General features: G+C 73.0%; 21 protein-coding genes. 14 read left to right on the top strand and 7 right to left on the bottom strand.

Annotated elements, in window-relative coordinates; all coding sequences use genetic code 11:
- Positions 1-18 precede the first annotated feature (18 nt).
- Entirely contained in the window at positions 19-792 is a 774-nt protein-coding gene (locus GA0074692_RS35490; protein WP_245730564.1) for a hypothetical protein, read from the bottom strand.
- Between the two features lie 80 nt (positions 793-872).
- On the opposite strand from GA0074692_RS35490, the gene GA0074692_RS36315 reads away from it, so the two are divergent.
- A complete protein-coding gene (locus GA0074692_RS36315) occupies positions 873-1,523 on the top strand; it encodes an MOSC domain-containing protein (RefSeq protein WP_091654466.1) in 651 nt (216 codons plus the stop codon).
- Positions 1,524-1,685: 162 nt separating this feature from the next.
- Here GA0074692_RS36315 and GA0074692_RS32400 read toward each other — a convergent pair whose 3' ends face one another.
- The 3 genes from GA0074692_RS32400 to GA0074692_RS32410 all read right to left on the bottom strand — a co-directional run bounded on the left by GA0074692_RS32400 (position 1,686) and on the right by GA0074692_RS32410 (position 4,541).
- A complete protein-coding gene (locus GA0074692_RS32400) occupies positions 1,686-2,588 on the bottom strand; it encodes a phytanoyl-CoA dioxygenase family protein (RefSeq protein WP_245730566.1) in 903 nt (300 codons plus the stop codon).
- Positions 2,589-2,763: 175 nt separating this feature from the next.
- Positions 2,764-3,627: a hypothetical protein gene (locus GA0074692_RS32405; protein ID WP_091651915.1), complete on the bottom strand. Its 864-nt coding sequence runs from the start codon at positions 3,625-3,627 to the stop codon at positions 2,764-2,766.
- A gap of 122 nt (positions 3,628-3,749) precedes the next feature.
- Positions 3,750-4,541 carry an enoyl-CoA hydratase family protein gene (locus tag GA0074692_RS32410; RefSeq protein ID WP_091651918.1) on the bottom strand — a complete coding sequence of 264 codons (792 nt, stop codon included), beginning with the start codon at positions 4,539-4,541 and terminating at the stop codon, positions 3,750-3,752.
- Positions 4,542-4,561: 20 nt separating this feature from the next.
- Between GA0074692_RS32410 and hemW the strand changes: the two genes are divergently transcribed.
- Complete coding sequence (gene hemW / locus GA0074692_RS32415; RefSeq protein WP_091654469.1) at positions 4,562-5,785, top strand: radical SAM family heme chaperone HemW; 1,224 nt, start codon at positions 4,562-4,564, stop codon at positions 5,783-5,785.
- A gap of 51 nt (positions 5,786-5,836) precedes the next feature.
- Here the strand turns inward: hemW and GA0074692_RS32420 are convergent, their stop codons facing one another.
- Positions 5,837-6,979, bottom strand: a complete 1,143-nt coding sequence (locus tag GA0074692_RS32420) for a DUF4870 domain-containing protein (protein ID WP_245730567.1) — start codon at positions 6,977-6,979, stop codon at positions 5,837-5,839.
- 290 nt (positions 6,980-7,269) lie between these two features.
- On the opposite strand from GA0074692_RS32420, the gene hrcA reads away from it, so the two are divergent.
- The 3 genes from hrcA to GA0074692_RS32435 all read left to right on the top strand — a co-directional run bounded on the left by hrcA (position 7,270) and on the right by GA0074692_RS32435 (position 10,241).
- Positions 7,270-8,292: a heat-inducible transcriptional repressor HrcA gene (hrcA, locus tag GA0074692_RS32425; RefSeq protein WP_091651921.1), complete on the top strand. Its 1,023-nt coding sequence runs from the start codon at positions 7,270-7,272 to the stop codon at positions 8,290-8,292.
- 73 nt (positions 8,293-8,365) lie between these two features.
- The gene (dnaJ, locus tag GA0074692_RS32430) at positions 8,366-9,505 is read left to right on the top strand and encodes a molecular chaperone DnaJ (RefSeq protein WP_176738759.1); all 1,140 of its coding nucleotides are present in this window, start codon (positions 8,366-8,368) and stop codon (positions 9,503-9,505) included.
- Between the two features lies 1 nt (position 9,506).
- Positions 9,507-10,241: a 16S rRNA (uracil(1498)-N(3))-methyltransferase gene (locus GA0074692_RS32435; RefSeq protein WP_091651928.1), complete on the top strand. Its 735-nt coding sequence runs from the start codon at positions 9,507-9,509 to the stop codon at positions 10,239-10,241.
- A gap of 197 nt (positions 10,242-10,438) precedes the next feature.
- On the opposite strand, the gene GA0074692_RS32440 is transcribed toward GA0074692_RS32435, so the two are convergent.
- On the bottom strand, positions 10,439-11,200 hold the full coding sequence (locus tag GA0074692_RS32440) for an SDR family NAD(P)-dependent oxidoreductase (protein WP_091651932.1): 762 nt from the start codon (positions 11,198-11,200) through the stop codon (positions 10,439-10,441).
- A gap of 299 nt (positions 11,201-11,499) precedes the next feature.
- Between GA0074692_RS32440 and GA0074692_RS32445 the strand changes: the two genes are divergently transcribed.
- Together GA0074692_RS32445 and GA0074692_RS32450 are read left to right on the top strand one after the other, a co-directional pair.
- Positions 11,500-11,886 (top strand): histidine triad nucleotide-binding protein, encoded by a 387-nt coding sequence (locus GA0074692_RS32445; protein ID WP_091651935.1) that lies wholly within the window; start codon positions 11,500-11,502, stop codon positions 11,884-11,886.
- A gap of 121 nt (positions 11,887-12,007) precedes the next feature.
- Positions 12,008-13,360 (top strand): serine hydrolase domain-containing protein, encoded by a 1,353-nt coding sequence (locus GA0074692_RS32450; protein WP_425413413.1) that lies wholly within the window; start codon positions 12,008-12,010, stop codon positions 13,358-13,360.
- Positions 13,361-13,609: 249 nt separating this feature from the next.
- Here GA0074692_RS32450 and GA0074692_RS32455 read toward each other — a convergent pair whose 3' ends face one another.
- Entirely contained in the window at positions 13,610-14,167 is a 558-nt protein-coding gene (locus GA0074692_RS32455; protein WP_091651940.1) for a snapalysin family zinc-dependent metalloprotease, read from the bottom strand.
- A gap of 292 nt (positions 14,168-14,459) precedes the next feature.
- On the opposite strand from GA0074692_RS32455, the gene GA0074692_RS32460 reads away from it, so the two are divergent.
- The 7 genes from GA0074692_RS32460 to recO all read left to right on the top strand — a co-directional run bounded on the left by GA0074692_RS32460 (position 14,460) and on the right by recO (position 21,620).
- Positions 14,460-15,521 (top strand): PhoH family protein, encoded by a 1,062-nt coding sequence (locus tag GA0074692_RS32460; protein ID WP_091651943.1) that lies wholly within the window; start codon positions 14,460-14,462, stop codon positions 15,519-15,521.
- A 14-nt stretch (positions 15,522-15,535) separates the two neighbouring features.
- Positions 15,536-16,009 carry an rRNA maturation RNase YbeY gene (gene ybeY / locus GA0074692_RS32465; protein ID WP_091651978.1) on the top strand — a complete coding sequence of 158 codons (474 nt, stop codon included), beginning with the start codon at positions 15,536-15,538 and terminating at the stop codon, positions 16,007-16,009.
- Positions 15,985-17,406, top strand: a complete 1,422-nt coding sequence (locus GA0074692_RS32470) for a hemolysin family protein (RefSeq protein WP_425413372.1) — start codon at positions 15,985-15,987, stop codon at positions 17,404-17,406. Before ybeY ends, GA0074692_RS32470 begins: the two co-directional genes overlap by 25 nt.
- Positions 17,399-17,776 (top strand): cytidine deaminase, encoded by a 378-nt coding sequence (locus tag GA0074692_RS32475; RefSeq protein ID WP_091651980.1) that lies wholly within the window; start codon positions 17,399-17,401, stop codon positions 17,774-17,776. The genes GA0074692_RS32470 and GA0074692_RS32475 overlap by 8 nt, the downstream gene beginning before the upstream one ends.
- Positions 17,777-18,015: 239 nt before the next feature.
- Positions 18,016-18,909 (top strand): GTPase Era, encoded by an 894-nt coding sequence (gene era, locus GA0074692_RS32480; protein ID WP_091654475.1) that lies wholly within the window; start codon positions 18,016-18,018, stop codon positions 18,907-18,909.
- Positions 18,910-19,423: 514 nt separating this feature from the next.
- Entirely contained in the window at positions 19,424-20,689 is a 1,266-nt protein-coding gene (locus GA0074692_RS32485; RefSeq protein ID WP_091651983.1) for an acyltransferase family protein, read from the top strand.
- Between the two features lie 109 nt (positions 20,690-20,798).
- Positions 20,799-21,620: a DNA repair protein RecO gene (gene recO, locus GA0074692_RS32490; protein ID WP_091651984.1), complete on the top strand. Its 822-nt coding sequence runs from the start codon at positions 20,799-20,801 to the stop codon at positions 21,618-21,620.
- Positions 21,621-21,639: the final 19 nt, after the last annotated feature.

Genomic DNA, 21,639 nt, shown 5'->3' on the forward strand with positions numbered 1-21,639 from the left:
CAAACCGCCCGGGCGGACTCAGGAGAAGCGCTCGACGGTGACCGGGATCAGGCCCCGCAGGCGCAGCGTCGTGGTCAGCTCACGCAGCACCGGCCGTACGCCGTCGTCCCGTCCGGTCACCAGGTCGACGGTCGGGTCCAGGCCGTACGCCCCGATCATGCCGATTCGGCGCAGATCCCAACGGAAGACGTCCGCCCCGATCCGACGGCGGGCGGTGCCGACCACCCCGTTCGAGCGGATCGGATCGGTGCGGGTCATCGGCCACCCCGACGACAGTTGGACGAGGTCGTCCGGTCCCAGCTCGTTGGCGAACAGCACCCGGTAGACCCGGGTGCTGTGGAAGCCGGGGGTGACCCGCTCCGGGGACAGCAGCAACGGAGCCGACGCCGCACGGGTGTCTCCCGCGCGCAGGTGACCGCGCAGGGTCGCCTCGTCCGGGAGCGTGGCCCCGCCGAGTTGGCGGTAGACGACCTCGGCCCGGTGGCGAGGGACCCCGACGACCCGTCCGCGCAGCTCGGGGTCGGCCCGGATGCTCCTGCTCAGCGCGGATGACGTCCACCAACCCGGTCCGCCCGGCGTCCACGCGGCGCTGTCCACCCGGAGCACTGTGTGGTCCGCGCCGAACAGGAACTCCTCGACGACGATGCCCTCGGGCGGCGCGGCCGGTCGGTCGTCCGGTAGCCGGGGACGGACCAGGTAGTAGTCCAGCGCCGGCGCGGTGGGCCGGGGCCGTCGGACGGGCGCCAGCGGCCGGTCGGCCGCTCCGTCGCCTCCGGTACGGGACATCGCCACGTGCACATTCTCGACCACCCGGACCGGCCGCCGGGACACGACCCGCCAGCCGCCCCAGGCCCGGTCGTAGGCTGACCGGTATAACGGGAAAGGTGATCTCGGTGAACCTCGCGGTGGTCACCGAAGCGGAGTGGGCCGGTGACGCCAGCGGTCTCAGCGGCATCGACAAGCGGCCGGCGGCCGGGCGCGTGGCGGTTCGGGTGGACGGGGTGGTCGGCGACTTCATCGCCGAACGGGCCCACCACGGCGGCCCCGACCAGGCGGTGTACGCGTACGCCACGGAGGACGCCGACTGGTGGGCGGCCGAGCTGGGCCGCGCCCTGCCGCCGGGACGTTTCGGCGAGAACCTCAGCACCCTCGGGGTGGACGTGACCGGGGCGGTGATCGGCGAGCAGTGGGCGATCGGGTCCGCGCTGCTCCAGGTCACCAAGCCGCGTACGCCCTGCCGGACGTTCGCCGGATTCTGGGGCGTACCGGATCTGGTCAAGCGGTTCACCGCGCGGGCCGCGCCCGGGGCGTACCTGCGGGTGCTCCGGGAGGGTGAGGTCGCTGCCGGCGATCCGGTCGAGGTACGGGACCGCCCGGCGCACGGGGTCACCGTCGGTGAGGTGTTCCGGGCGTTGAACCGTGAGCCGGAGCTGCTGCCCCGGCTGCTCGAGGCGACGGAGCTGCCCGAGGCGATCCGGGAGAAGGCCCGCCGCCGGCTGGGCCTCACCACCGACCCGAGGTGACTGGGTCGTCTCGGCCCGAACCGGACTGCATCGTCTCCGGCCTGCTGTGCCTGCAGGGGACCCCTGCTACGCAAAAAGCGGTAACAGGGGTCCCCTGTTACCCAAGAATGGGTAACAGGGGACCCCTGCAGGCACCCGACGCCGGTGTGGCGGCGGCTGCGGTCAGCGGAGCCAGGGGACGCTGCGGTCGAGCAGACCGCGCTTCTTCAGCTCCTTGCGCAGCGGGATCTCGTCGTCGATGTACCCGTTCCAGTTGATGCCCCAGTAGTTCGCGGTGTGGGTGCCCTCACCGCAGAGCTGGCGCTGCACCGGCGTGCGGTTGGCCCACCACTCGCCGTCCTTGTCGATGTGCAGCTCGTCCAGCGGCCGGATCCACCGGTAGGTGTAGCCGACGAAGAGCATCTTGCGGGTGATGGTCGACAGGTTCGTCGACCGCGAGTGCCACTGGCGGCGGTCGAAGATGAAGGCGTCACCCGGGTTGGCGGTGATCTCCACCGTGCCCTCCGGGTCCGGGTTGTGCACGGTCAGGTCGTCCGGCCGGGGCAGCGAGTTCCACAGGTGGCTGCCCGGGATGACCTTGGTCGCGCCCCGCCCCTTCTCCGACAGGTCGGAGAGCACGTACGCCACCTTCAGCGAGAACATCGGCCGGGGGAGGTTCGGGTCCATCGTCTCCGGGTCGGAGTTCTGCCGGTACCCGTCCTGGTGCCAACCCCAGTACGGCTTCTCCGGCTCGAGCGCCGGCGGGGTCACGTCCAGGTGGTTGTGGTGGGTGTAGATGTTCCAGCCGGCCAGCCCCCACATGTACGGGAAGGCGATCGGGTGGGTGAGCAGCTGGCCGAAGAGCTCGTCCCGCTCCAGGAAGCCCAGCAGGTGCAGGGTCCCGTCCTTGGTGGTGTTGCCCTTGGCCTTCTCCTCCTCGTAGACGCGGTCGACCGCGGCCTCCAGGGCGGCCCGGTGATCCTCCGTCAGTACGTTGCGCAGCAGGAGGAAACCCTGCTCGTGAAACTCCTTGCGATCAACATCGCTGATCGGCTCGTACCCGGTCCGGGCGCCGTAGTCGAACACCGCTGTCACCCCTCCCCGAAAGGATTCCGTCATTTCTGGCACAGATCGCCGATGTTAACGCGCCGTCGCCAAGGTCGACGTCCGACACCCGACCACCGGGAACCGGCCTGACGGTGGACGGTCCACCCGTTGGGGCAACGACGTGGACCCGTGGGTCGTCACGAAGCGAGGTAGGTCACGCCTCGCCGAAGACCTCGGCCACCACCCGGGTGTCCTGCCGGTCCCGGTCGGAGACCCGGGACCAGGTGCCCTTGCTGGCCGTCCACTCCAGGTCGGCGAAACGGACCCGCTTGACCCCGTGGTCGTGGGCGTGCGACACCAGCCAGTGGGCGTACCGCCAGCCGTCCCGGGGGTCGGCGGCGGGCACGGCCAGTCCGGTCAGCTCGGCCAGGCTGGCCGTCTCGGACAACCCCCAGTCGAGGGTGAGACCCCGGGTCAGCGCGGCCGCCGCGGCGTCGCCCCGCATGACCGGCGTCCGGCCCACCGTGCAGGCGACCGCCGCGGTGGCGTCGCCGAGCAGGGCCCGGGTGAGGACCTCCGACTCGTCGGCCCATTTCTGGTACGCCTCTGGGAACGCCGACCGTTGGACGGCCTGGGCAGCGTCGGTGACCCGCATCTCCTCCCAGCCGCGCACCTTCTTGAGCCCGGCGTAGAACTTCTTCGCCGCGTAGCGCGGGTCGCGGATCTCCTCCGGGGTGCCCCAGCCCTGGCTGGGCCGCTGCTGGAACAGGCCGATCGAGTCCCGGTCGCCGCCGGCCAGGTTCTCCAGACCGGACTCCTGGTACGCGGTCGCGAGCGCGACCACGACCGCCCGCTCGGGCATCTTCCGCTGGATGCCGATGGCGGCGATGGTCGCCGCGTTCGCCATCTGCTCGGCGTTGAGGCGTACCTGCCCGTCGGCCTGGACGGTGCAGCTCCGTCCCGCGATCGGCAGCCGGAGGTCGTCGCCGACGTTCCGGATGCCGAGATAGATCCCGATGCTGGCGATGATGGTGAGACCGAGGCCGATTGCCACTATTGCCCGAGTTCGCACCCACACCCCCTGAACGACAGTCAGCCAAGCGTACGTCCCGCGTCCCACCACTCCGCACCGTCGCCCGGTTCGGCCCCTGGTGCCCCGTTCCTCCGGCGATGTCCGTCGTCAGAGACAGCCCCTTCCGCCTACCCCTCGTCGAGGGCCGCCACCCATCGGGTCGGCCGCTTCTCCCGGAAGGCTGCCACCCCCTCGCGTCCCTCCTCGGAGAGGAAGTAGCCGGTGGAGAGCGTGGCCAGGTGGGCCAGCTCGCGACGCAGGTCCGCCTCGGCCGGACGGCGCAGCAGCTCCTTCGCCCCGGCCAGCGCCGCCGGTGCTCCCCGCAGCAGCGCCGCGCACCAGCCGGCCACCGTCTCGTCCAGTTCGGCGCCGGGCACCGCTGTGGTGACCAGGCCGATCTCGGCGGCCCGCCGGCCGTCGAAGGTCTCCCCGGTCAGGTACAGCTCGGCCGCCGCGCGGGGCGTCAGCCGGGGCAGGACGGTCGCCGAGATCACCGCCGGGATCACCCCGAGCCGCACCTCGGTGAAGGCGAAGGTCGCCTCCTCCCCGCAGACCGCCAGGTCGGCGGCGGCGATCAGACCCAACCCACCGGCCCGCGCCGGTCCGGCCACCCGGGCCACCACCGGCTTCGGGCACTCCCGGACCGCCGCGAGCACGTCGCCGAGCTTCCCGGCGGGCACGCTCCCGCTCGCGTACGCCGCCGCGGTCTCCTTGAGGTCGGCACCGGAGCAGAACACCGGGCCGGTGTGGTCGAGCACCACCACCCGGACCGAGGGGTCGGCGACCGCCACCGACAGGCCGTCGAGCAGCTCGGTCATCAGGGGCGTGGAGAGCGCGTTGCGGTTGTGCGGGCTGTCCAGGGTGAGCGTGGTCACCCCACGGGCCGTCGACACCCGCACCAGCGCGTCGGGAGAGGTCATGGAAGGGCACACTAGTGGCCATGCCCGGCCTCCCTCCAGAAGGCGAATCCGTACCGACCGACGGGTCGCTCCCATCGACCGCCCTGCGCGCGGTCGGCGCGCGTGGTTTCGGCGTCTACGTCCACGTGCCCTTCTGCGCCAGTCGCTGCGGCTACTGCGACTTCAACACCTACACGACCAGCGAGCTCGGCGGGGGCGCGAGCCGGGAGAACTACGCCGACACCGTCCTGGCCGAGTTGGCGCTCGCCGCCCGGGTGCTCGGGGACACTCCGCCGCCCCGGGTGGACACCGTCTTCGTCGGTGGCGGCACGCCGACCCTGCTCCCCGCCGACGACCTGGCCCGCATCCTCGACGGCATCGACCGCACCTGGGGGCTGGCCGCCGACGCCGAGGTCACCACCGAGGCGAACCCGGAGTCGGTGACGCCGGAGTCGTTGAAGACCCTGCGGGCGGCCGGCTACACCCGCATCTCGCTGGGGATGCAGTCGGCGGCGTCGGGAGTGCTCGCCGTACTCGACCGGACGCACTCCGCCGGGCGGGCCACCGCCGCCGCGACCGAGGCCCGCGACGCCGGGTTCGACCACGTCAACCTCGACCTGATCTACGGCACGCCGGGGGAGCGGGCCGAGGACTTCGCCGCCTCGCTCGACCAGGTGATCGCCGCCGGGGTGGACCACGTCAGCGCGTACGCCCTGATCGTGGAGGAGGGCACCCGGCTCGCCGCCCGGATGCGCCGGGGCGAGCTGCCGTACCCCTCGGACGACGTCGCGGCGGACCGCTACCTGGCGGCGGAGGCGGCCCTCGACGCGGCCGGTTTCTCCTGGTACGAAGTCTCCAACTGGGCCCGGACGCCGGCCGCCCGGTGCCGGCACAACCTGCTCTACTGGACCGGCGGGGACTGGTGGGGCCTCGGCCCGGGGGCGCACAGCCACGTCGGCGGGGTGCGCTGGTGGAACGTGAAGCACCCCAGCGCGTACGCGGCGCGGCTCGCCGGCGGCGCGTCACCCGGTCAGGCCCGGGAGATCCTCACCGCCGACGAGGCGCACATGGAGGACGTGATGCTCCGCCTGCGGCTCGCCTCCGGGCTGCCGCTGGCGGTGCTCGACCCCGCCGGCCGGGCCGGCGCCGAGCGGGCCCGCGCCGCCGGGCTGCTCGCCGAGGCCGACTACGCCGCCGGCCGGGCAGTGCTCACCCTGCCCGGCCGGTTGCTCGCCGACGCCGTGGTCCGCGACCTGCTGCCCTGAGCGTCCTGCGGGTGCCTCGCGCTGGTCGGGCCCGGGCCCGACCAGCGCGGTTCACCGCACGAAGGTCCGGGTCATCGGGTACGGGTAGAGCTGGTCCTGGTTGGCCTTGAGACCGGCCACGATGCCGAGCACGATCGGCACCAGCGCGAGCAGCAGCGGAATGAAGACGAGCAGGCCGCAGGTGATTCCGGTGAGCAGCCAGCCGATCAGGATCGCGACCGCCCAGGTGATCTGGAAGTTGAGCGCGGCGATGGCGTGCGCGCGCACCGCCGGGGACTGCTGCCCCCGGTGCAGCAGCACGATCAGCGGGCCGACCCAGCCGAAGAGGCTGCCGCCGACCACCACACCGATCGGGCCGCCGACGTGGGCGAGCACCGCCCAGGTCCGGTCGTCGTCGGTGGTCGGACCGGCCGTCGGGTACGGCCCACCCGAGGGCGGGTAGCCACCCGGCGGCAGGCCCCCGCCCGCCCCCGGCGGATAACCCCCGAGTGGCGGATAGCCCTCCGGTGTCCCCGGCGGTGGAAAGCCCCCCGGCGTCTCCGGCGGTAGGTAACCCCCGGGCGGCGGAAAGCCCGCCTGTGTCCCCGGCGGCGGGTAGCCCTCATGCGGCCCTGGCTGCGGAAAGCCCCCCGGCGTCTCCGGCGGTGGGTAACCCCCGGGCGGCGGGTAACCCTCCTGCGCTCCCGGCGGCGGGTAGCCGCCCTGGTCGCCAGCGGTCGGGTAGCCGGGTGCGGCGAAGTGCCCGCCCGACGTCGGGTGGTCGGCCGGCCCGCCGAGACCCGGCGGCTCGTAGCCCACGGTGGGTGGTTCCGGAGCGGCGTGGCGTTCCGTCGGCGCGTCGTCGCCCGGCGACCCGTACTGCTGCGTCGGCGGCTCGTATGCCCGTGCCGACCAGTCCCGCGTCGGCGGCTCGTACGCCGGGGCCGACCAGTCCCGCGTGGGTGGCTCGTACGCGGGTGCCGACCAGTTCTGCGTCGGCGACTCGTACGAGGATGTCGACCAGTTCGCGGTGGGTGGTTCGTGCGACGGTGTGGCGAGGTGCTCCGTCGGGGGCTCAGCCGAGGGCTCCCCGGGCAGCGGGGTGGTGGGCTCGCCGGGCGTCGACGAGGATCCGGACGGGGCGAGCGGCATGGTCGGCTCCGGCGGGTACCGGCCGGCGTCGCCCGCGTCGGGCGGGCGAGGCGGTTCAGTCATGCCGGTCACGGTAGGGGCAGCGGGCAACTTGTGACCAGTGGGACATCGGCGGGATCACCCGGACGAACGCACCCTCCGGTCGAGCGTGTTCCGAGCGCAGGTCGACACCGATCATCGCGTCCGAGGGGTGGACCGACGTAGACTGGCACTCGTTACAGTCGAGTGCCAGGAGCTTACAGTCGAGTGCCGGGAGCACGGTCCGGTCGTGGTCAGCGGCCGTTGCCGGCTGTCGCCGGTGGCGGGCACGCACCGCCCGGGTCGGGCGCCGACACGCGTGGGAGGTGGGGAGAGTGGGTCTCGACGACCGTAAGCTCGCCGTGCTGCGCGCGATCGTCGAGGACTACGTCGCGACCCAGGAGCCGGTCGGCAGCAAGGCGCTGGTTGAGCGGCACCAACTCGGCGTCTCCCCGGCCACGGTCCGCAACGACATGGCCGTGCTGGAGGAGGAGGGGTACATCCGGCAGCCGCACACCAGCGCCGGCCGGGTGCCCACCGACCGTGGCTACCGGCTCTTCGTCGACCGGCTCAGCCGGGTCAAGCCGCTCAGCCCGGCCGAGCGCCGGGCGATCGAGCGCTTCCTGGTCGGCGCGGTCGACCTCGACGACGTCGTCCACCGTACAGTCCGGCTGCTCGCCCAGCTCACCCGTCAGGTGGCCGTGGTGCAGTACCCGAGCCTGGCCCGGTCCTCCGTACGGCACCTGGAACTCGTGCCGATCTCCACCACCCGGCTGATGCTGGTGATGATCGCCGACACCGGCCGGGTCGAGCAGCGGCTGGTCGAGCTGCCCGCGCCGGTCCCCGCCGACGACGTCACCGACCTGCGCCGCCTGGTCAACGAGAAGCTCTGCGGCACCCGGCTGGCGGACACCCCGCCGCTGGTGCAGGCGCTGGTGGAGGAGGTCCGCGCCGGGCTGCGTCCGGCGATGACCACGCTCTCCACGGTGCTGCTGGAGACCCTGGTCGAGCGGCACGAGGAGCGGATCGCCCTGGCCGGCACCGCCAACCTGACCCGGGGCGGCCTGCTCGACTTCCAGGGTTCGCTGCGGCCGATCCTCGAGGCGCTCGAGGAGGAGGTCGTCCTGCTCAAGCTGATCGGCGAGGTCGAGCCGAGCACCACCCGGGTCCGGATCGGCGACGAGAACGAGATCGACAACCTGCGGGGCACGTCGGTGGTGAGCACGGGCTACGGTCCGGGTGTCACCATCCTGGGTGGGTTGGGTGTGCTCGGGCCGACCCGGATGGACTACCCCGGCACCATCGCCACGGTACGCGCCGTGGCACGCTACGTGGGCGAGCTGCTGGCCCAGAACTGACCAGTCAGGGCCGACGGCCGACTCGGGCCGACGACCGGCGTAACGCGAGACGAACATGAGGACACGGAACGCAGTGGCCAGGGACTACTACGGCATCCTCGGTGTCAGCCGGGAAGCCTCCGACGACGAGATCAAGCGTGCCTACCGCAAGCTGGCGCGACAGTTCCACCCGGACGTCAACCCGGACCCGGAGGCCCAGGAGAAGTTCAAGGACATCAACGCCGCGTACGAGGTCCTCTCGGACGACCGGAAGCGGCAGATCGTCGACCTGGGTGGGGACCCGCTCGCCCCGGGCGGTGGCGCGGCCGGCCCCGGTGGGCCGGGCGGCGCGGGGCCGTTCGTCGGCTTCCAGGACATCATGGACGCCTTCTTCGGCGGGGCCACCGGCTCGCGAGGGCCGCGTCCGCGTACCCGCCCGGGGGCCGACGCGATCCTGCGGCTGGAGCTGGACCTGAACGAGACGGCGTTCGGCGTCGAGGCGCCGATCAACGTCGACACCGCCGTGCTCTGCACCACCTGCTCCGGCGCCGGCACGGCCGCCGGCACCCACCTCGCCACCTGTGAGGCGTGTGGCGGTCGGGGCGAGGTGCAGTCGGTGCAGCGCACCTTCCTCGGCCAGGTCGTCTCGGCCCGGCCCTGCACGGTCTGCCAGGGCTACGGCACCACGATCCCGCACCAGTGCCCGACCTGCGCCGGGGAGGGCCGGGTCCGTACCCGCCGCTCGCTGACCGTCAAGATCCCCGCCGGGGTGGAGGACGGCATGCGGATCCGCCTCGCCCAGCAGGGCGAGGTCGGGCCGGGCGGCGGCACCGCTGGCGACCTCTACGTGGAGATCCACGAACGGCCGCACGACGTCTACTCCCGCAAGGGCGACGACCTGCACTGCCGGGTGACCGTGCCGATGACGGCGGCGGCGCTCGGCACCCGGCTGACCATCAAGACGCTGGACAGCGAGGAGACCGTCGACGTCAAGCCGGGCACCCAGCCGGGCAGCACGCTGCGGCTGCGGGCCCGGGGCGTACCGCACCTGCGCGGCACCGGCCGGGGCGACCTCTACGTCCACCTCGACGTGCGGACCCCGACCAAGCTCGACGTCGAGCAGGAGCGGATGCTGCGCGAGTTCGCCAAGACCCGGGGCGAGGAGGTCGCCGAGCTGACCAAGCAGGGCGGCTTCTTCTCCCGGATGCGCGACGCCTTCAACGGGCACGCCTGAGTTGTCGGCGCCGCTCTTCCTGGTCGAGGCACTGCCCACCACCGACACGCTCACCCTGGACGGCCCGGAGGGGCACCACGCCGCCACCGTGCAGCGGCTGCGGGTCGGTGAGGAACTGCTGCTCGCCGACGGCCGGGGTGGCACGGCCGCCGCCGTGGTCACCGCCGTCGGCCGGGGCAGCCTCGACCTGAGGGTCACCTCCCGGGGGTACGCCGACGCGTCGGTGCCCCGGATCGTGGTGGTGCAGGGCATCGCCAAGGGCGACCGGGGCGAGCTGGCCGTCCAGGCGATGACTGAGGCGGGCGTGGACGAGATCGTGCCGTGGGCGGCGTCCCGCTCGGTGACGCAGTGGCGCGGCGAGCGGGGCGTACGGGCCCGGGAGAAGTGGGTGGCGACCGCCCGGGAGGCCGCCAAGCAGGCCCGCCGGGCCTGGCTGCCGGTGGTGGCGGGCGCCCCGGACGAGCCCACCGCGACGGTGGCGGCCCGGATCTCCGGCGCCGCCGCCGGGTTCGTGCTGCACGAGGAGGCCGAGGCGCGGCTGACCACCGTCGAGCTGCCCCCGACCGGCGAGATCGTGCTGGTGGTGGGCCCCGAGGGCGGGATCGCCCCGGCCGAGCTGGACGCCTTCCGAGCCGCCGGGGGCCGTCCGGTACGCCTCGGGCCGGCGGTGCTGCGTACCTCGACGGCCGGGGTGGCGGCGCTCAGCGTGCTCGCCACCCGCCTCGCCCGCTGGTAACCGCCCGCCCGACCCGCCTGGCCGGCCGACCCGTCCGTCCGTCCCCGCCTGCCCGATCTCGCCCGGCCCGGCCGTCCGCCCCACCGCCCGACCTCGCCCGGCCCGGCCGGGCGAGATCGACACGAGATGCGGTATGTCGGGGTGTCGGCGGGGCGGGAAGGCCCGAGATGCCGCAACCGGAGTGGATCTACGGGCGGTCAGGAGCGCAGGTAGGACGCGCCGTTCAGGTCGACGATGGTGCCCGAGGCCCACTCCGCCTCCGGGGAAGCCAGCCAGTGCACCGCGGCGGCGATCTCCTCCGGCCGGGCCACCCGGTCGAACGGGCTCTGCGCCCGTACGGCCGCGCCCCGGGGCGACTTGAGATGTTCGTTGGTCAGGTCGGTCTCGACGAAGCCGGGCGCCACCGTCGCCACCGCGATGCCGTACGGGGCCAGCGCCACCGCGAGGGACTGGCCCATCGCGTTCATTCCCGCCTTGCTCGCCCCGTACGCCGGGTTGCCCGGCTCGCCGCGGAACGCCCCCCGGGACGAGACGTTGACGATCCGGCCGCCCCGGTCGCGCATGTGCTGGGCGGCGCACCAGGACGCGTTGGCCGCGCCGAGCAGGTTGGTGTCGACGATCTCCCGCCAGCGCTGCCGCCACTGCTCGTACGTAATCTCGAAGACCGGGTGCGGCGGATCCGCCGGGCCGAACACACCGGCGTTGTTGACCAGTACGTCCAGCCCGCCGAGCTGTTCGGCGGCCTCGTCCACCGCGGCCCGGACCGCGTCCGGGTCGGCCAGGTCGGCCCGGACCACGACGTGCCCGTCGCCGGGCAGCTCTGCCCGGAGCTGTTCGGCCAGGTCCGTCGAGTCGCGGTGGTGGATCGCCACCCGGTCGCCGCCGGCCGCGAACCTGCGCGCCACCGCGCGACCGATGCCGCGCGAGGCCCCCGTTACCAGTACCGCCCGAGAGTCCATTCGCCCATGATCCCGGAGGGTCGTGTTTCTGCCCTGGTCGGGGCAGGTCGCCGGTGGCTGGCGGTCGCGTCGCGACCTGCCGGGACGGGCCGGTGGGCCCACGCCGGCCACCTGCTGGACGGGCCGGTGGGCTCTGCCGGCCACCTGTCGGGCGGGCCGGCGGACCCACGCCGGTCACCTGTTGGATGGGCCAGTGGGGCAGGCCGGCGCCATGCCGGACGGGCTAGTGGGCCACACCGGTCACCTGTTGGACGGGCCGCTCGGCCACGCTGGCGACATGCCGGGACGCCGTCGGCGGGATGCCGCGACCGCGCCGGCGGTCCTACCATGCGTCGGTGACCTCTGACTGCCTGTTCTGCCGCATCGTCGCCGGGGAGATCCCGGCCACCATCGTCCGGGAGACCGAGACCACCCTGGCCTTCCGGGACATCAACCCGAAGGCCCCGGTGCACGTGCTGGTGATCCCCAAAGAGCATCACGCCGACGTGGCCACGCTCGGCCGGGACGACCCCGCACTGGCCGGTCAGGTGCTCGCCACGGCCGCCGAGGTGGCCGAGGCCGAGGGGCTGGTCACCGACGGCTTCCGGCTGATGTTCAACACCGGACCGTACGGCGGCCAGGAGGTCTTCCACGTGCATGCGCACCTGCTCGGCGGGGCGCCGCTCGGGCCGATGCTCGCCCGCTGAGTCCTCGGTGGTCACTCCGCGCTGCGGTGGTAGCAGGGGACCCCTGTTCATCAAAAAGCGGTAACAGGGGTCCCCTCCTTACACTTGCCGCGTGGTGGAGATCAACGCGCGCCTCGGGCGGATGGTGCGGCAGGTGCAGGCCGGGGCCCGGGTGCCCGCGCTGTCGGTGGCCCTGCACCGGGCGGACCGGCCGCTGTGGAGCCTCACCGTCGGCGCCACTGGCAACGACGCCCCGCTGACCCCGCAGACCCCGTTCCGGATCGGCTCGGTCACCAAGACCTTCACGGCCGTGCTGGTGCTCCAGTGCCGGGACGAGGGGCTGCTCGACCTGGACGACCCGGTGGGCCGGCACCTCGACGTGCCGGCGCACGGCGAGCTGACCGTACGTCGGCTGCTGTCGCACACCTCCGGCCTGCAACGGGAGCCGTACGGCGACATCTGGGACAGCCTGCGCGCCCCCGGGGTCGAGCAACTCCTCGCCGACCTGGCCCGGGCCGAGCGGGTGCTGCCGCCGGCCCGCCGCTTCCACTACTCCAACCTGGGCATGTCCCTGCTCGGGGAACTGGTCGGTCGGCTGCGGGGCGGCACCTGGGTGGAGGTGCTCGCCGACCGGATCCTCGCCCCGCTCGGGCTGACCGCCACCACTCTCCGGCCCGGCCCGCACGCGGCCACCGGCTTCCTGGTCGACGCGTACTCCGATCACGCCCGGCCGGAGCAGCCGACCGACTTCGGCGCGGTGGGGCCGGCGGCGCAGTTGTGGAGCACCGCCGGGGACATGGCCCGCTGGGCGGCCTTCCTCGCCGACCCGGCCGCGCTGGACCCGGCAGGCGCGGTGCTCGCCCCGACCACCCTGGACGAGATGCGCTGGCCGCGTACGGTCACCGACGAGACGAACTGGGTGGACGGCTTCGGGCTCGGCCTGATCCTCGTGCCGCAGCCGAACCGGGTGCTGCACGTCGGACACGACGGCGCGATGCCCGGCTTCCTTGCCTCGGTCTACGGCCGACGGGGCGGCGATGGGACACCGGGGGCGATGGGCTGCGCGGTGCTCGGCTCGGCCGGCACCGCCGCGGCGATCTTCGGTCTGCCGCACCGGCTGCTCGCCGCCTCGGTCGAGCACGACCCGGCCGACATCGAGCCGTGGTCCCCCGGCGAGCCGGCCCCGGAGACGTACCGGGACGTGCTGGGACGCTGGTGGGGCGAGGGCTTCGAGTACGTCTTCCACTGGCGGGACGGGACGCTGCGGGCCCGTCGGGCGGAGGATCCACCGGGCAAGCCGGCGGCGGTCTTCGCGCCGCTGCCGGACCGGCCCGACGTGCTGCGGACGATCTCCGGACGGGAGGTCGGGGAGCTGCTCCGGCTGACCCGGGACGAGCGGGGGAGGGTACGCCGGATGCACTGGGCGACCTACCGGTTCACCCGGGACCAGCAGACCTTCGACGGGTACGACGCACGCTGGCCCGACCGGGGCTGAGCCGCAGCCCGGGTGGGGCCGGCTGGGCACCTGGACGGATCGGGCTGGCCTCCGGGGGGATCGGGGCTGGGCCGCTGGGCGGATCGGGCTGACCCGAGCGGGCCGGACTGGGCTGCCCGGGCCGGGCTGACCGCCCGGGCCGTGCTGAGCTGCTGGCGGATGGAGGCTGGGGGCGGGCGGACCGGGACTGGGCAGCGGCGGGCCGGGGGCCGGCGGGTGCCGACCCCCGGCTGGGGAGGTGTGACGGGTTCAGCCGACGGTGACCGGAGCCGGCCAGCTGTCCTGGAAGACCTGGCTGCCCTGGGCGCCGAAGCCGCCGAAGTTCCGGTCGACCTGCGCCGCCTCGGTCGTGTACGGGTACGGGTTGGTGCAGCCGGTGCCGGCGCTGCCGCCGGACATGAGCAGGTGGCACTGCCCGTTGTAGTTGTCGGGCAGGCCGAGGATGTGCCCGATCTCGTGCGTCATGATCCGCAGCGGGGCGTACTGCTGGGCCTGGTAGACGTCGATCACGACGTAGCCGTTGCCCAGGCTGTACCGGACGGCGTAGGAGCCGCCCCCGTAGGTGTAGTAGATCATCAGGTTCGAGCCGCACTTCGCCATGTCCACGTTGTTGGTGTACGCGTTCCAGATCCCGGCGGCCTGGTCGGCGATGCCCGCGTACGGGCCGGCCTGGCTGGTGTTGTAGCAGACGACGGCGTTGACGCCCTCGGCGGCGGCGGGGGCGGGGTTGGCCAGGCCGAGGCTCAGCACGGTGGCCACACCGGCGACGAGGGTGGCGAAGCGGCGGCCGATCCTTCGTGGGGACACGGGTCACACTCCGTTCGTGTGGGTGGAAACGGGGGTGAACGAATCCTAGATATGCATAGCCATCGATATCAATCTGCCCGTTTTGATGTTGATCAGATATAATGCAGCCTGATGTCGTGATCATGGCTTTCCTGGCGATCTTCCCGCCCCGACCGTCGTCAGGCGACGGGTGGAAATGGGCCGGGTGTCCCCGGGGTCGAACCGATACGATGGAGGCAACGTCCGTACGCCGTGCCAGCAGGGCCGGTGTCGAGAGCGAGAGCAGGTGGCGCAGGGCCCCTCGGCCCGACCTATGACCGGCACCCCACCTCCGGGCACCTCCCGGGCGCAGACCAGGATCACCGTTCCCGATCCCAAGATCATGGTCAACCTCCTCGGCGCGGGCGACGAGATCCTGCGGCTCATCGAGCGTTCGGTCCACAGCGACGTACACGTGCGCGGCAACGAGATCACCATCACCGGTGCGCCCGCGGACAACGCCCTCGCCGAGCGCCTCTTCGGTGAGCTGATCGAGCTGATCGAGAAAGGCGAGACACTGACCACTGACGCCGTCCGGCGTACCGTCGGCATGCTCGAGCAGGGCGGCACGGAGCGGCCCGCCGAGGTCCTGACGCTGAACATCCTCTCCCGGCGCGGGCGCACCATCCGCCCCAAGACGCTCGGGCAGAAGCGCTACGTCGACGCGATCGACGTACACACCATCGTCTTCGGCATCGGTCCCGCCGGCACCGGCAAGACCTACCTGGCGATGGCCAAGGCCGTGCAGGCGTTGCAGGCCAAGCAGGTCAACCGGATCATCCTCACCCGGCCGGCGGTCGAGGCGGGGGAGCGGCTGGGCTTCCTGCCCGGCACCCTCAACGAGAAGATCGACCCGTACCTGCGCCCGCTCTACGACGCGCTGCACGACATGCTCGACCCGGAGTCCATCCCGAAGCTGATGGCCGCCGGCACGATCGAGGTCGCGCCGCTGGCGTACATGCGTGGCCGGACGCTGAACGACGCCTTCATCATCCTCGACGAGGCGCAGAACACCACGCCCGAGCAGATGAAGATGTTCCTGACCCGACTGGGCTTCGGCTCCAAGATCGTGGTCACCGGCGACATCACCCAGGTCGACCTGCCCGGCGGGACGACCAGCGGCCTGCGTGTCGTCCGGGAGATCCTCTCCGACGTCGAGGACGTGCACTTCGCCCAGCTCTCCAGCTCGGACGTGGTCCGGCACCGGCTGGTGGGGGAGATCGTCGACGCGTACGCCCGCTGGGACGCCGAGCGGGAGAACCAGCAGGCACAGAGCGTGCACGCGGTGCCGGGGCGGACCGCCCAGGGCGGCGGCCGCGCCGGCCGCCGCCGTTAGAGCAGAGGAAAGACGTGTCCATCGAGATCGCCAACGAGTCCGGTGTCACGGTCGACACCGACGCCGTGCTCGCCGTCGCCCGGCACGCCCTCGACGAGATGGGGGTCAACCCTCTCGCCGAGCTCTCCGTGCTCCTGGTCGACATCGACTACATGACCGAGCTGAACCACCGCTGGATGGGCGGCGACGGTCCCACCGACGTGCTGGCCTTCCCGATGGACGAGGGGAGCGTCGACCACGGGCCGGGGGAGAACACCGGTCCGTCCGGTGAGCCGGCCCTGCTCGGCGACATCGTGCTCTGCCCGGAGGTGGCGGCCAAACAGGCGGCCACCGCCGGGCACAGCGCCGCCGACGAGCTGCACCTGCTCACCGTGCACGGGGTGCTGCACCTGCTCGGCTACGACCACGCCGAGCCGGAGGAGGAGCGCGAGATGTTCGGGCTCCAGGCCCGGTTGCTCGCCAGTTGGCGGTCGACCCGAGCCACGTGATGGACACGCCGATACTCGCGGCTGGCACCACCGCCGGCCTGCCCGACCTGCAACTGCTCGTCTTCGCGGCCGGTCTGGTGGTGCTCGCCGGAATCATCGCGGCGACCGAGGCGGCGCTGGCCGCCGTCTCCCCGGCCCGCGCCGCCGAGCTGGCCCGCGACGGGGTACGCGGCGCGCGTACGCTCCAGGCCGTCGCCGCGGACGTGGTCCGCCACCTCAACCTGCTGCTCCTGCTCCGGCTGCTGGCCGAACTGACCGCGACCACGCTGGTGGCCCTGGTCGCGGTGGACACCTTCGGCGCCGGCTGGCGGGCCGCCCTGGTCACCGCCGGGGCGATGACGGTGATCAGCTTCGTGGTGGTCGGGGTCGGGCCACGGACCATCGGCCGGCAGCACGCGTACGCGGTCGGCCGGGCGGTCGCCCCGCTGGTCCGCTGGCTGGGCCGGGTGCTGAACCCACTCGCCTCGCTGCTCATCCTGATCGGCAACGCGGTCACCCCCGGCAAGGGGTTCCGGGAGGGACCCTTCGCCACCCAGGTGGAGCTACGCGAACTGGTCGACCTGGCCGAGCAGCGCGGGGTGGTGGAGCACGGCGAACGCCAGATGATCCACTCGGTCTTCGCCCTCGGCGACACCATCGCCCGCGAGGTGATGGTGCCCCGTACCGAGATGGTGTGGATCGAGGAGCGCAAGACGCTCGCCCAGGCACTGGCGCTCTTCCTGCGCTCCGGGTTCTCCCGCATCCCGGTGATCGGCGAGAACGTCGACGACGTGCTCGGCGTGCTCTACTTCAAGGACCTGATGCGCCGTACCGAGGGTGGTGGCGCGCACGTCGAGCGGACGCCGGTGGCCGAGCTGATGCGTCCGGCGACCTTCGTGCCGGAGTCCAAGCCGGTCGACGACCTGCTCTCCGAGATGCAGGCCGCCCGCAACCACCTGGTGATCGTCGTCGACGAGTACGGCGGCACCGGCGGCCTGGTCACCATCGAGGACATCCTCGAGGAGATCGTCGGCGAGATCACCGACGAGTACGACATCGAGCGTCCCCCGGTCGAGCACCTGCCGGAGGAGGGGGCGGTGCGCGTGACCGCCCGGCTGCCGGTGGAGAATCTGGGTGAGCTGTTCGACGTGGAGCTTCCCGCCGACGAGGTGGAGACCGTCGGTGGCCTGCTCGCCCAGGCGCTCGGCCGGGTACCGATCCCGGGCGCGGAGGCGGCGGTCGCCGGGTTGCACCTGGTCGCCGAGGGGACCACCGGCCGACGGAACCGGATCGACACCGTGCTGGTGCGCCGGGTCGGGCCGACCGACGAACAGGAGAGCCCGGGGCGGGGCGACCAGGCCGAGCCCCGGGGAGGAAACCCGAACTCTTTCGAGGAGAGGCAACCCGCCGATGCCTGAGTCACCCGCCGTACCGTCCGCCGGTCCCGTCCCGTCCGAGTTGAGCGCCGAGGACGCCAAGCTGGTCATCCTCGCGCGAGGGGCGCGGGGCCGCGTCGGTGCCGTCGAGGGGGCGGCGGTCCGCGACCAGGACGGTCGGACGTACGCGGCCGCGAGCGTCTCGCTGCCGTCGTTGACGCTCACCGCCCTCCAGCTCGCGGTCGCCTCCGCGGTGGCGGCCGGCGCGTCCCGGCTGGAGGCGGCGGTGGTGGTCACCGAGGCGTCGACGCTGGACGCCGCCGGGCACGCCGCCGTACGGGACCTCGCCACGGACGCGCCGATCCACCTGGCGGCCCCGGACGGCACCGTCCTCGGCACGGTGGTCGAGTGAGCCGGCGTGACGATTCGGCCGGGCACGAGGGGTCCGGCTTCGCCGGGACGGCCCGGCGGGACGGGGCGGCTCGACGGGACGAATCGGTCCGGCGCGACGGTGCCGCCCGAGGCGACGGCGCGGCTCGGCGGGACGATTCGGTCCGGCGTGACGGTGCGGCCCGAGGCGACGGCGCGGTCCGGCGTGACGGTGCGGCCCGAGGCGACGTGGCTGGTGCCGCCGGGGCGGGCCCCGGTGGGGTGATCGGCGCGGACCGGCCCTACCGGGCGGGCTTCGCCTGTTTCGTCGGGCGGCCGAACGCCGGGAAGTCCACCCTGACCAACGCGATCGTCGGGCAGAAGATCGCCATCACCTCCAACAAGCCGCAGACCACCCGGCACATCATCCGGGCCGTCCTGCACCGCGCGGACTCCCAGCTCGTGCTGGTCGACACGCCCGGTCTGCACCGCCCCCGGACGCTGCTCGGCGAGCGTCTCAACGACCTGGTCCGGTCCACCTGGAGCGAGGTCGACGTGATCGGCCTCTGCATTCCCGCGAACGAGCCGGTCGGGCGGGGGGACCGGTTCATCACCGGCGAACTGGCCGAGCTGAAGGCGACCGTGCTCGCGGTGGTGACCAAGACCGACCTGGTCGACAAGAAGCGGCTGGCCGAGCAACTGCTCGCGGTCAGCGAGCTGGGCGAGTTCGCCGACGTGGTGCCGGTCAGCGCGGTCTCCGGGCATCAGGTGGACACCCTGGTCGAGGTGATGACCGGCTACCTGCCGCCGTCGCCGCAGCTCTATCCGGACGACATGCTCACCGACGACCCCGAGCAGGTACTCGTCGCCGAACTGGTCCGGGAGGCGGCCCTGGAGGGCGTCCGGGACGAACTGCCCCACTCGATCGCGGTGATCGTCGAGGAGATGATCCCCGAGGGGCAGGTCATGAAGATCTACGCCGACGTGTACGTCGAGCGCCCCAGCCAGAAGGCGATCGTGATCGGGCACCGGGGGAGCCGGCTGAAGGACGTGGGCACCCGGGCCAGGCAGCAGATCGAGGAACTCCTCGGCACCCGGGTCTACCTGGACCTGCACGTCCGGGTGGCGAAGGACTGGCAGCGCGACCCGAAGCAGTTGCGCCGGCTCGGTTTCTGACGACGCGACGTCGCCGGGGCGGGCTGTTCCGTCCCGGTTGTTCGACTCGTGCTGCGGCATGTCGGGCACGCCTTGTTTGATCAACTCCGATTGCGGCATGTCGGGGTCACCAGGGCGGCCGAGAGCCCGACCTGCCGCAATCGGAGTCGATCAAGTCGGCCCCGCCCCGCCCCGCCTCGCCCCGCCCCGCCGCGCGGCCAGGCGGGGCTGTCCGGGGTGCCCAGGTCCGGGCTGGGGCCGCTCGGGGCCAGACAGCCCCGCCCGGGGCCGAGCCGGGATCGTGCGGGGTGCCCGGGGCCGAGCCGGGATCGTCCGGGGTGCCCAGGGGCCGGGCCGGGGTCGTCAGGGGCCGGGCTGGGGTCAGGCGGGGACGTCCGGGAGCGGGTGGGCGAACGGGCTCCGGGGCTTTTGTGGGATTCCTCACTTTCGATGCCCCCGGACAGCACGTTTCCAGCCGGCGGTGCGGAGGGTAGGACCAGAACGGTTCCCCGCCCCCGGACATAGACGCAGGCTGATGCGAAACCGATACCTGGATCTGCTGCGCTTCCTCGCGATCATCCGAGTCGTGGTCTACCACGTCACCGGGTGGGCCACGCTCACCCTGGTCTTCCCGGCCATGTCGGTGATGTTCGCGCTGGCCGGCTCGTTGATGGCCGCCTCGCTCGACCGCTCCGGTCCGGCGGCGGTCGGCCGGCGGCTGCGACGGCTGCTGCCCTCCCTCTGGGTGGCTGCGGCGATCTTCGTTCCGGCCATGCTGCTGATCGGCGGACTGCCGCTGAACTGGCGCCTGCTGCTCTGGCTCTTCCCGATCACTGACCCACCGGCCAACGGCTGGGGTGCCCTCGCGCTCAGCGTGATCTGGTACCTGCGCGACTACCTCTGGTTCGTGCTCGCCTCCCCGTTGGCGCTCTGGCTGTTCCGGCGGGCCCCGCTGCCCACCCTGATCACCCCGTACGTGCTGCTGGTCGTGGTCGAGTTGGGCTTCCCCGGCGCACCGGTCGTGCTGCGCGACTTCGGCCTGTACTTCGGCGCCTGGCTGCTCGGCTTCGCGCACCACGACGGGATGCTGCGCCGCATGTCCCGGCGGGTGCTGGTCACCGTCGCGGCGGTGCTGGCCACCGCCGGGGCGGCGTGGATCTTCACCCACCCCGGGGCGCGCGGCTACGACCTGAACGACATCCGCATCGGCAACGCCCTCTGGGCAGCGGCGTTCATCCTGATCGCCCTCGGCCTCGCCCCCTCCGGCGCGGCCTGGGTCGACCGGAATGCCCGCTTCGGCCGCCTGGTGACGATCTTCAACCGGCGGGCGCTGACCGTCTACCTCTGGCACATGCCCTTCGTGGTCGCACTCACCCCACTGGTCGACGTGGTCGGCTGGTCCCACCAGAACCTGCTCGGCCTCGCCATCCGGGTCGCCTTGGTCTTCGCCCTGGTCGGGGTGATGACGGTGCTGGTCGGTTGGGTCGAGGACGTCGCTGCCCGCCGTAGGCCCGAGTTGCTGCCCGGCGGTCGGCGTACCCGACCGGAGCCGACCAGGCCCACCGACGCCGTCCCGGCGGCGACCGACGGACCTCGACCCGCCGTCCCGGCGGCGATCGGCGGGTCTCGGCCCGCCGTCCCGGCGGCGATCGACGGATCCGGGCCCGTCGTGCGGACCGTGCCCCGCGCCGGCTCGGCGGCTGCCGTCGTGCCCCGGCCCCGCCCTGTCGTCGAGCCGATCTCCGGGCCGGCCGTCGAGCCGGAGCCCTCGGCCGAGAACGCCCCGCTGCGGGTGAGCTGACCCGCCACCCGGGTCACGGGGGCCACGCTCGGCACGGCGGGGCCACCTCTCGTCAGCCCCCTGCCACCCGGGTCACGGGGGTCGGCGGCCGGCGGGAGAGAATGGGGCGGTGGCCGGGTACCGCCGACAGCTCTACCGCGACGACGCGGTGGTGCTGCGCGTCCAGAAACTCGGCGAGTCGGACCGGATCATCACCCTGCTCACCCGCCGGCACGGGCGGCTGCGCGCGGTGGCCCGGGGGGTGCGGCGCACCACCTCCCGGTTCGGGGCCCGGCTGGAGCCGTTCGGTCACGTCGACCTCCAGCTCGCCGGGGACCCGAAGGGCGAACAGGGCAGCTCGCTGCACACCGTCAGCCAGGTCGAGGGGATCGACCTGTACGGCAAGCGGTTCCTCGGTGACTACCCCCGCTACACGGCGGCCAGCGCCATCGCCGAGACCGCCGAACGGCTTACTCCGGTCGAACGGGAGCCCTCGCTGCGGCTGTTCCAGCTCACCCTCGGCGCGCTGAAGTCCCTCGCGCGGGGCGAGCACGACACCATGCTGGTGCTCGACGCGTACCTGCTGCGGGGGATGACGCTGGCCGGCTGGGCGCCCGCGCTGACCGCCTGCGCGGTCTGCGGCACGCCGGGGCGGCACCGGGCGTTCTCCGTACCGGCCGGGGGGTGTGTCTGCCCGGACTGCCGCCCGCCCGGCGCGGCCCACCCGGCCCCGGCCACCGTCGACCTGATGTCCGCGCTGACCACCGGCGACTGGGTGGTCGCCGACGCCACCCCCACCGGCGTACGCCGGGAGTGCAGCGGCCTCGTCGCGGCGCACCTGCAGTGGCATCTGGAGCGCGCGTTACGCTCGCTGCCGCTGGTCGACCGGGGTACCCCGTCGACCGGCCCGGCCCCGACGCACCGCAGCGACGGGCCGGCAGAACGGGTGTGAGCAGGGAGAACAGCGAGTG

Source organism: Micromonospora pallida (genome assembly GCF_900090325.1).
GTDB lineage: Bacteria > Actinomycetota > Actinomycetes > Mycobacteriales > Micromonosporaceae > Micromonospora > Micromonospora pallida.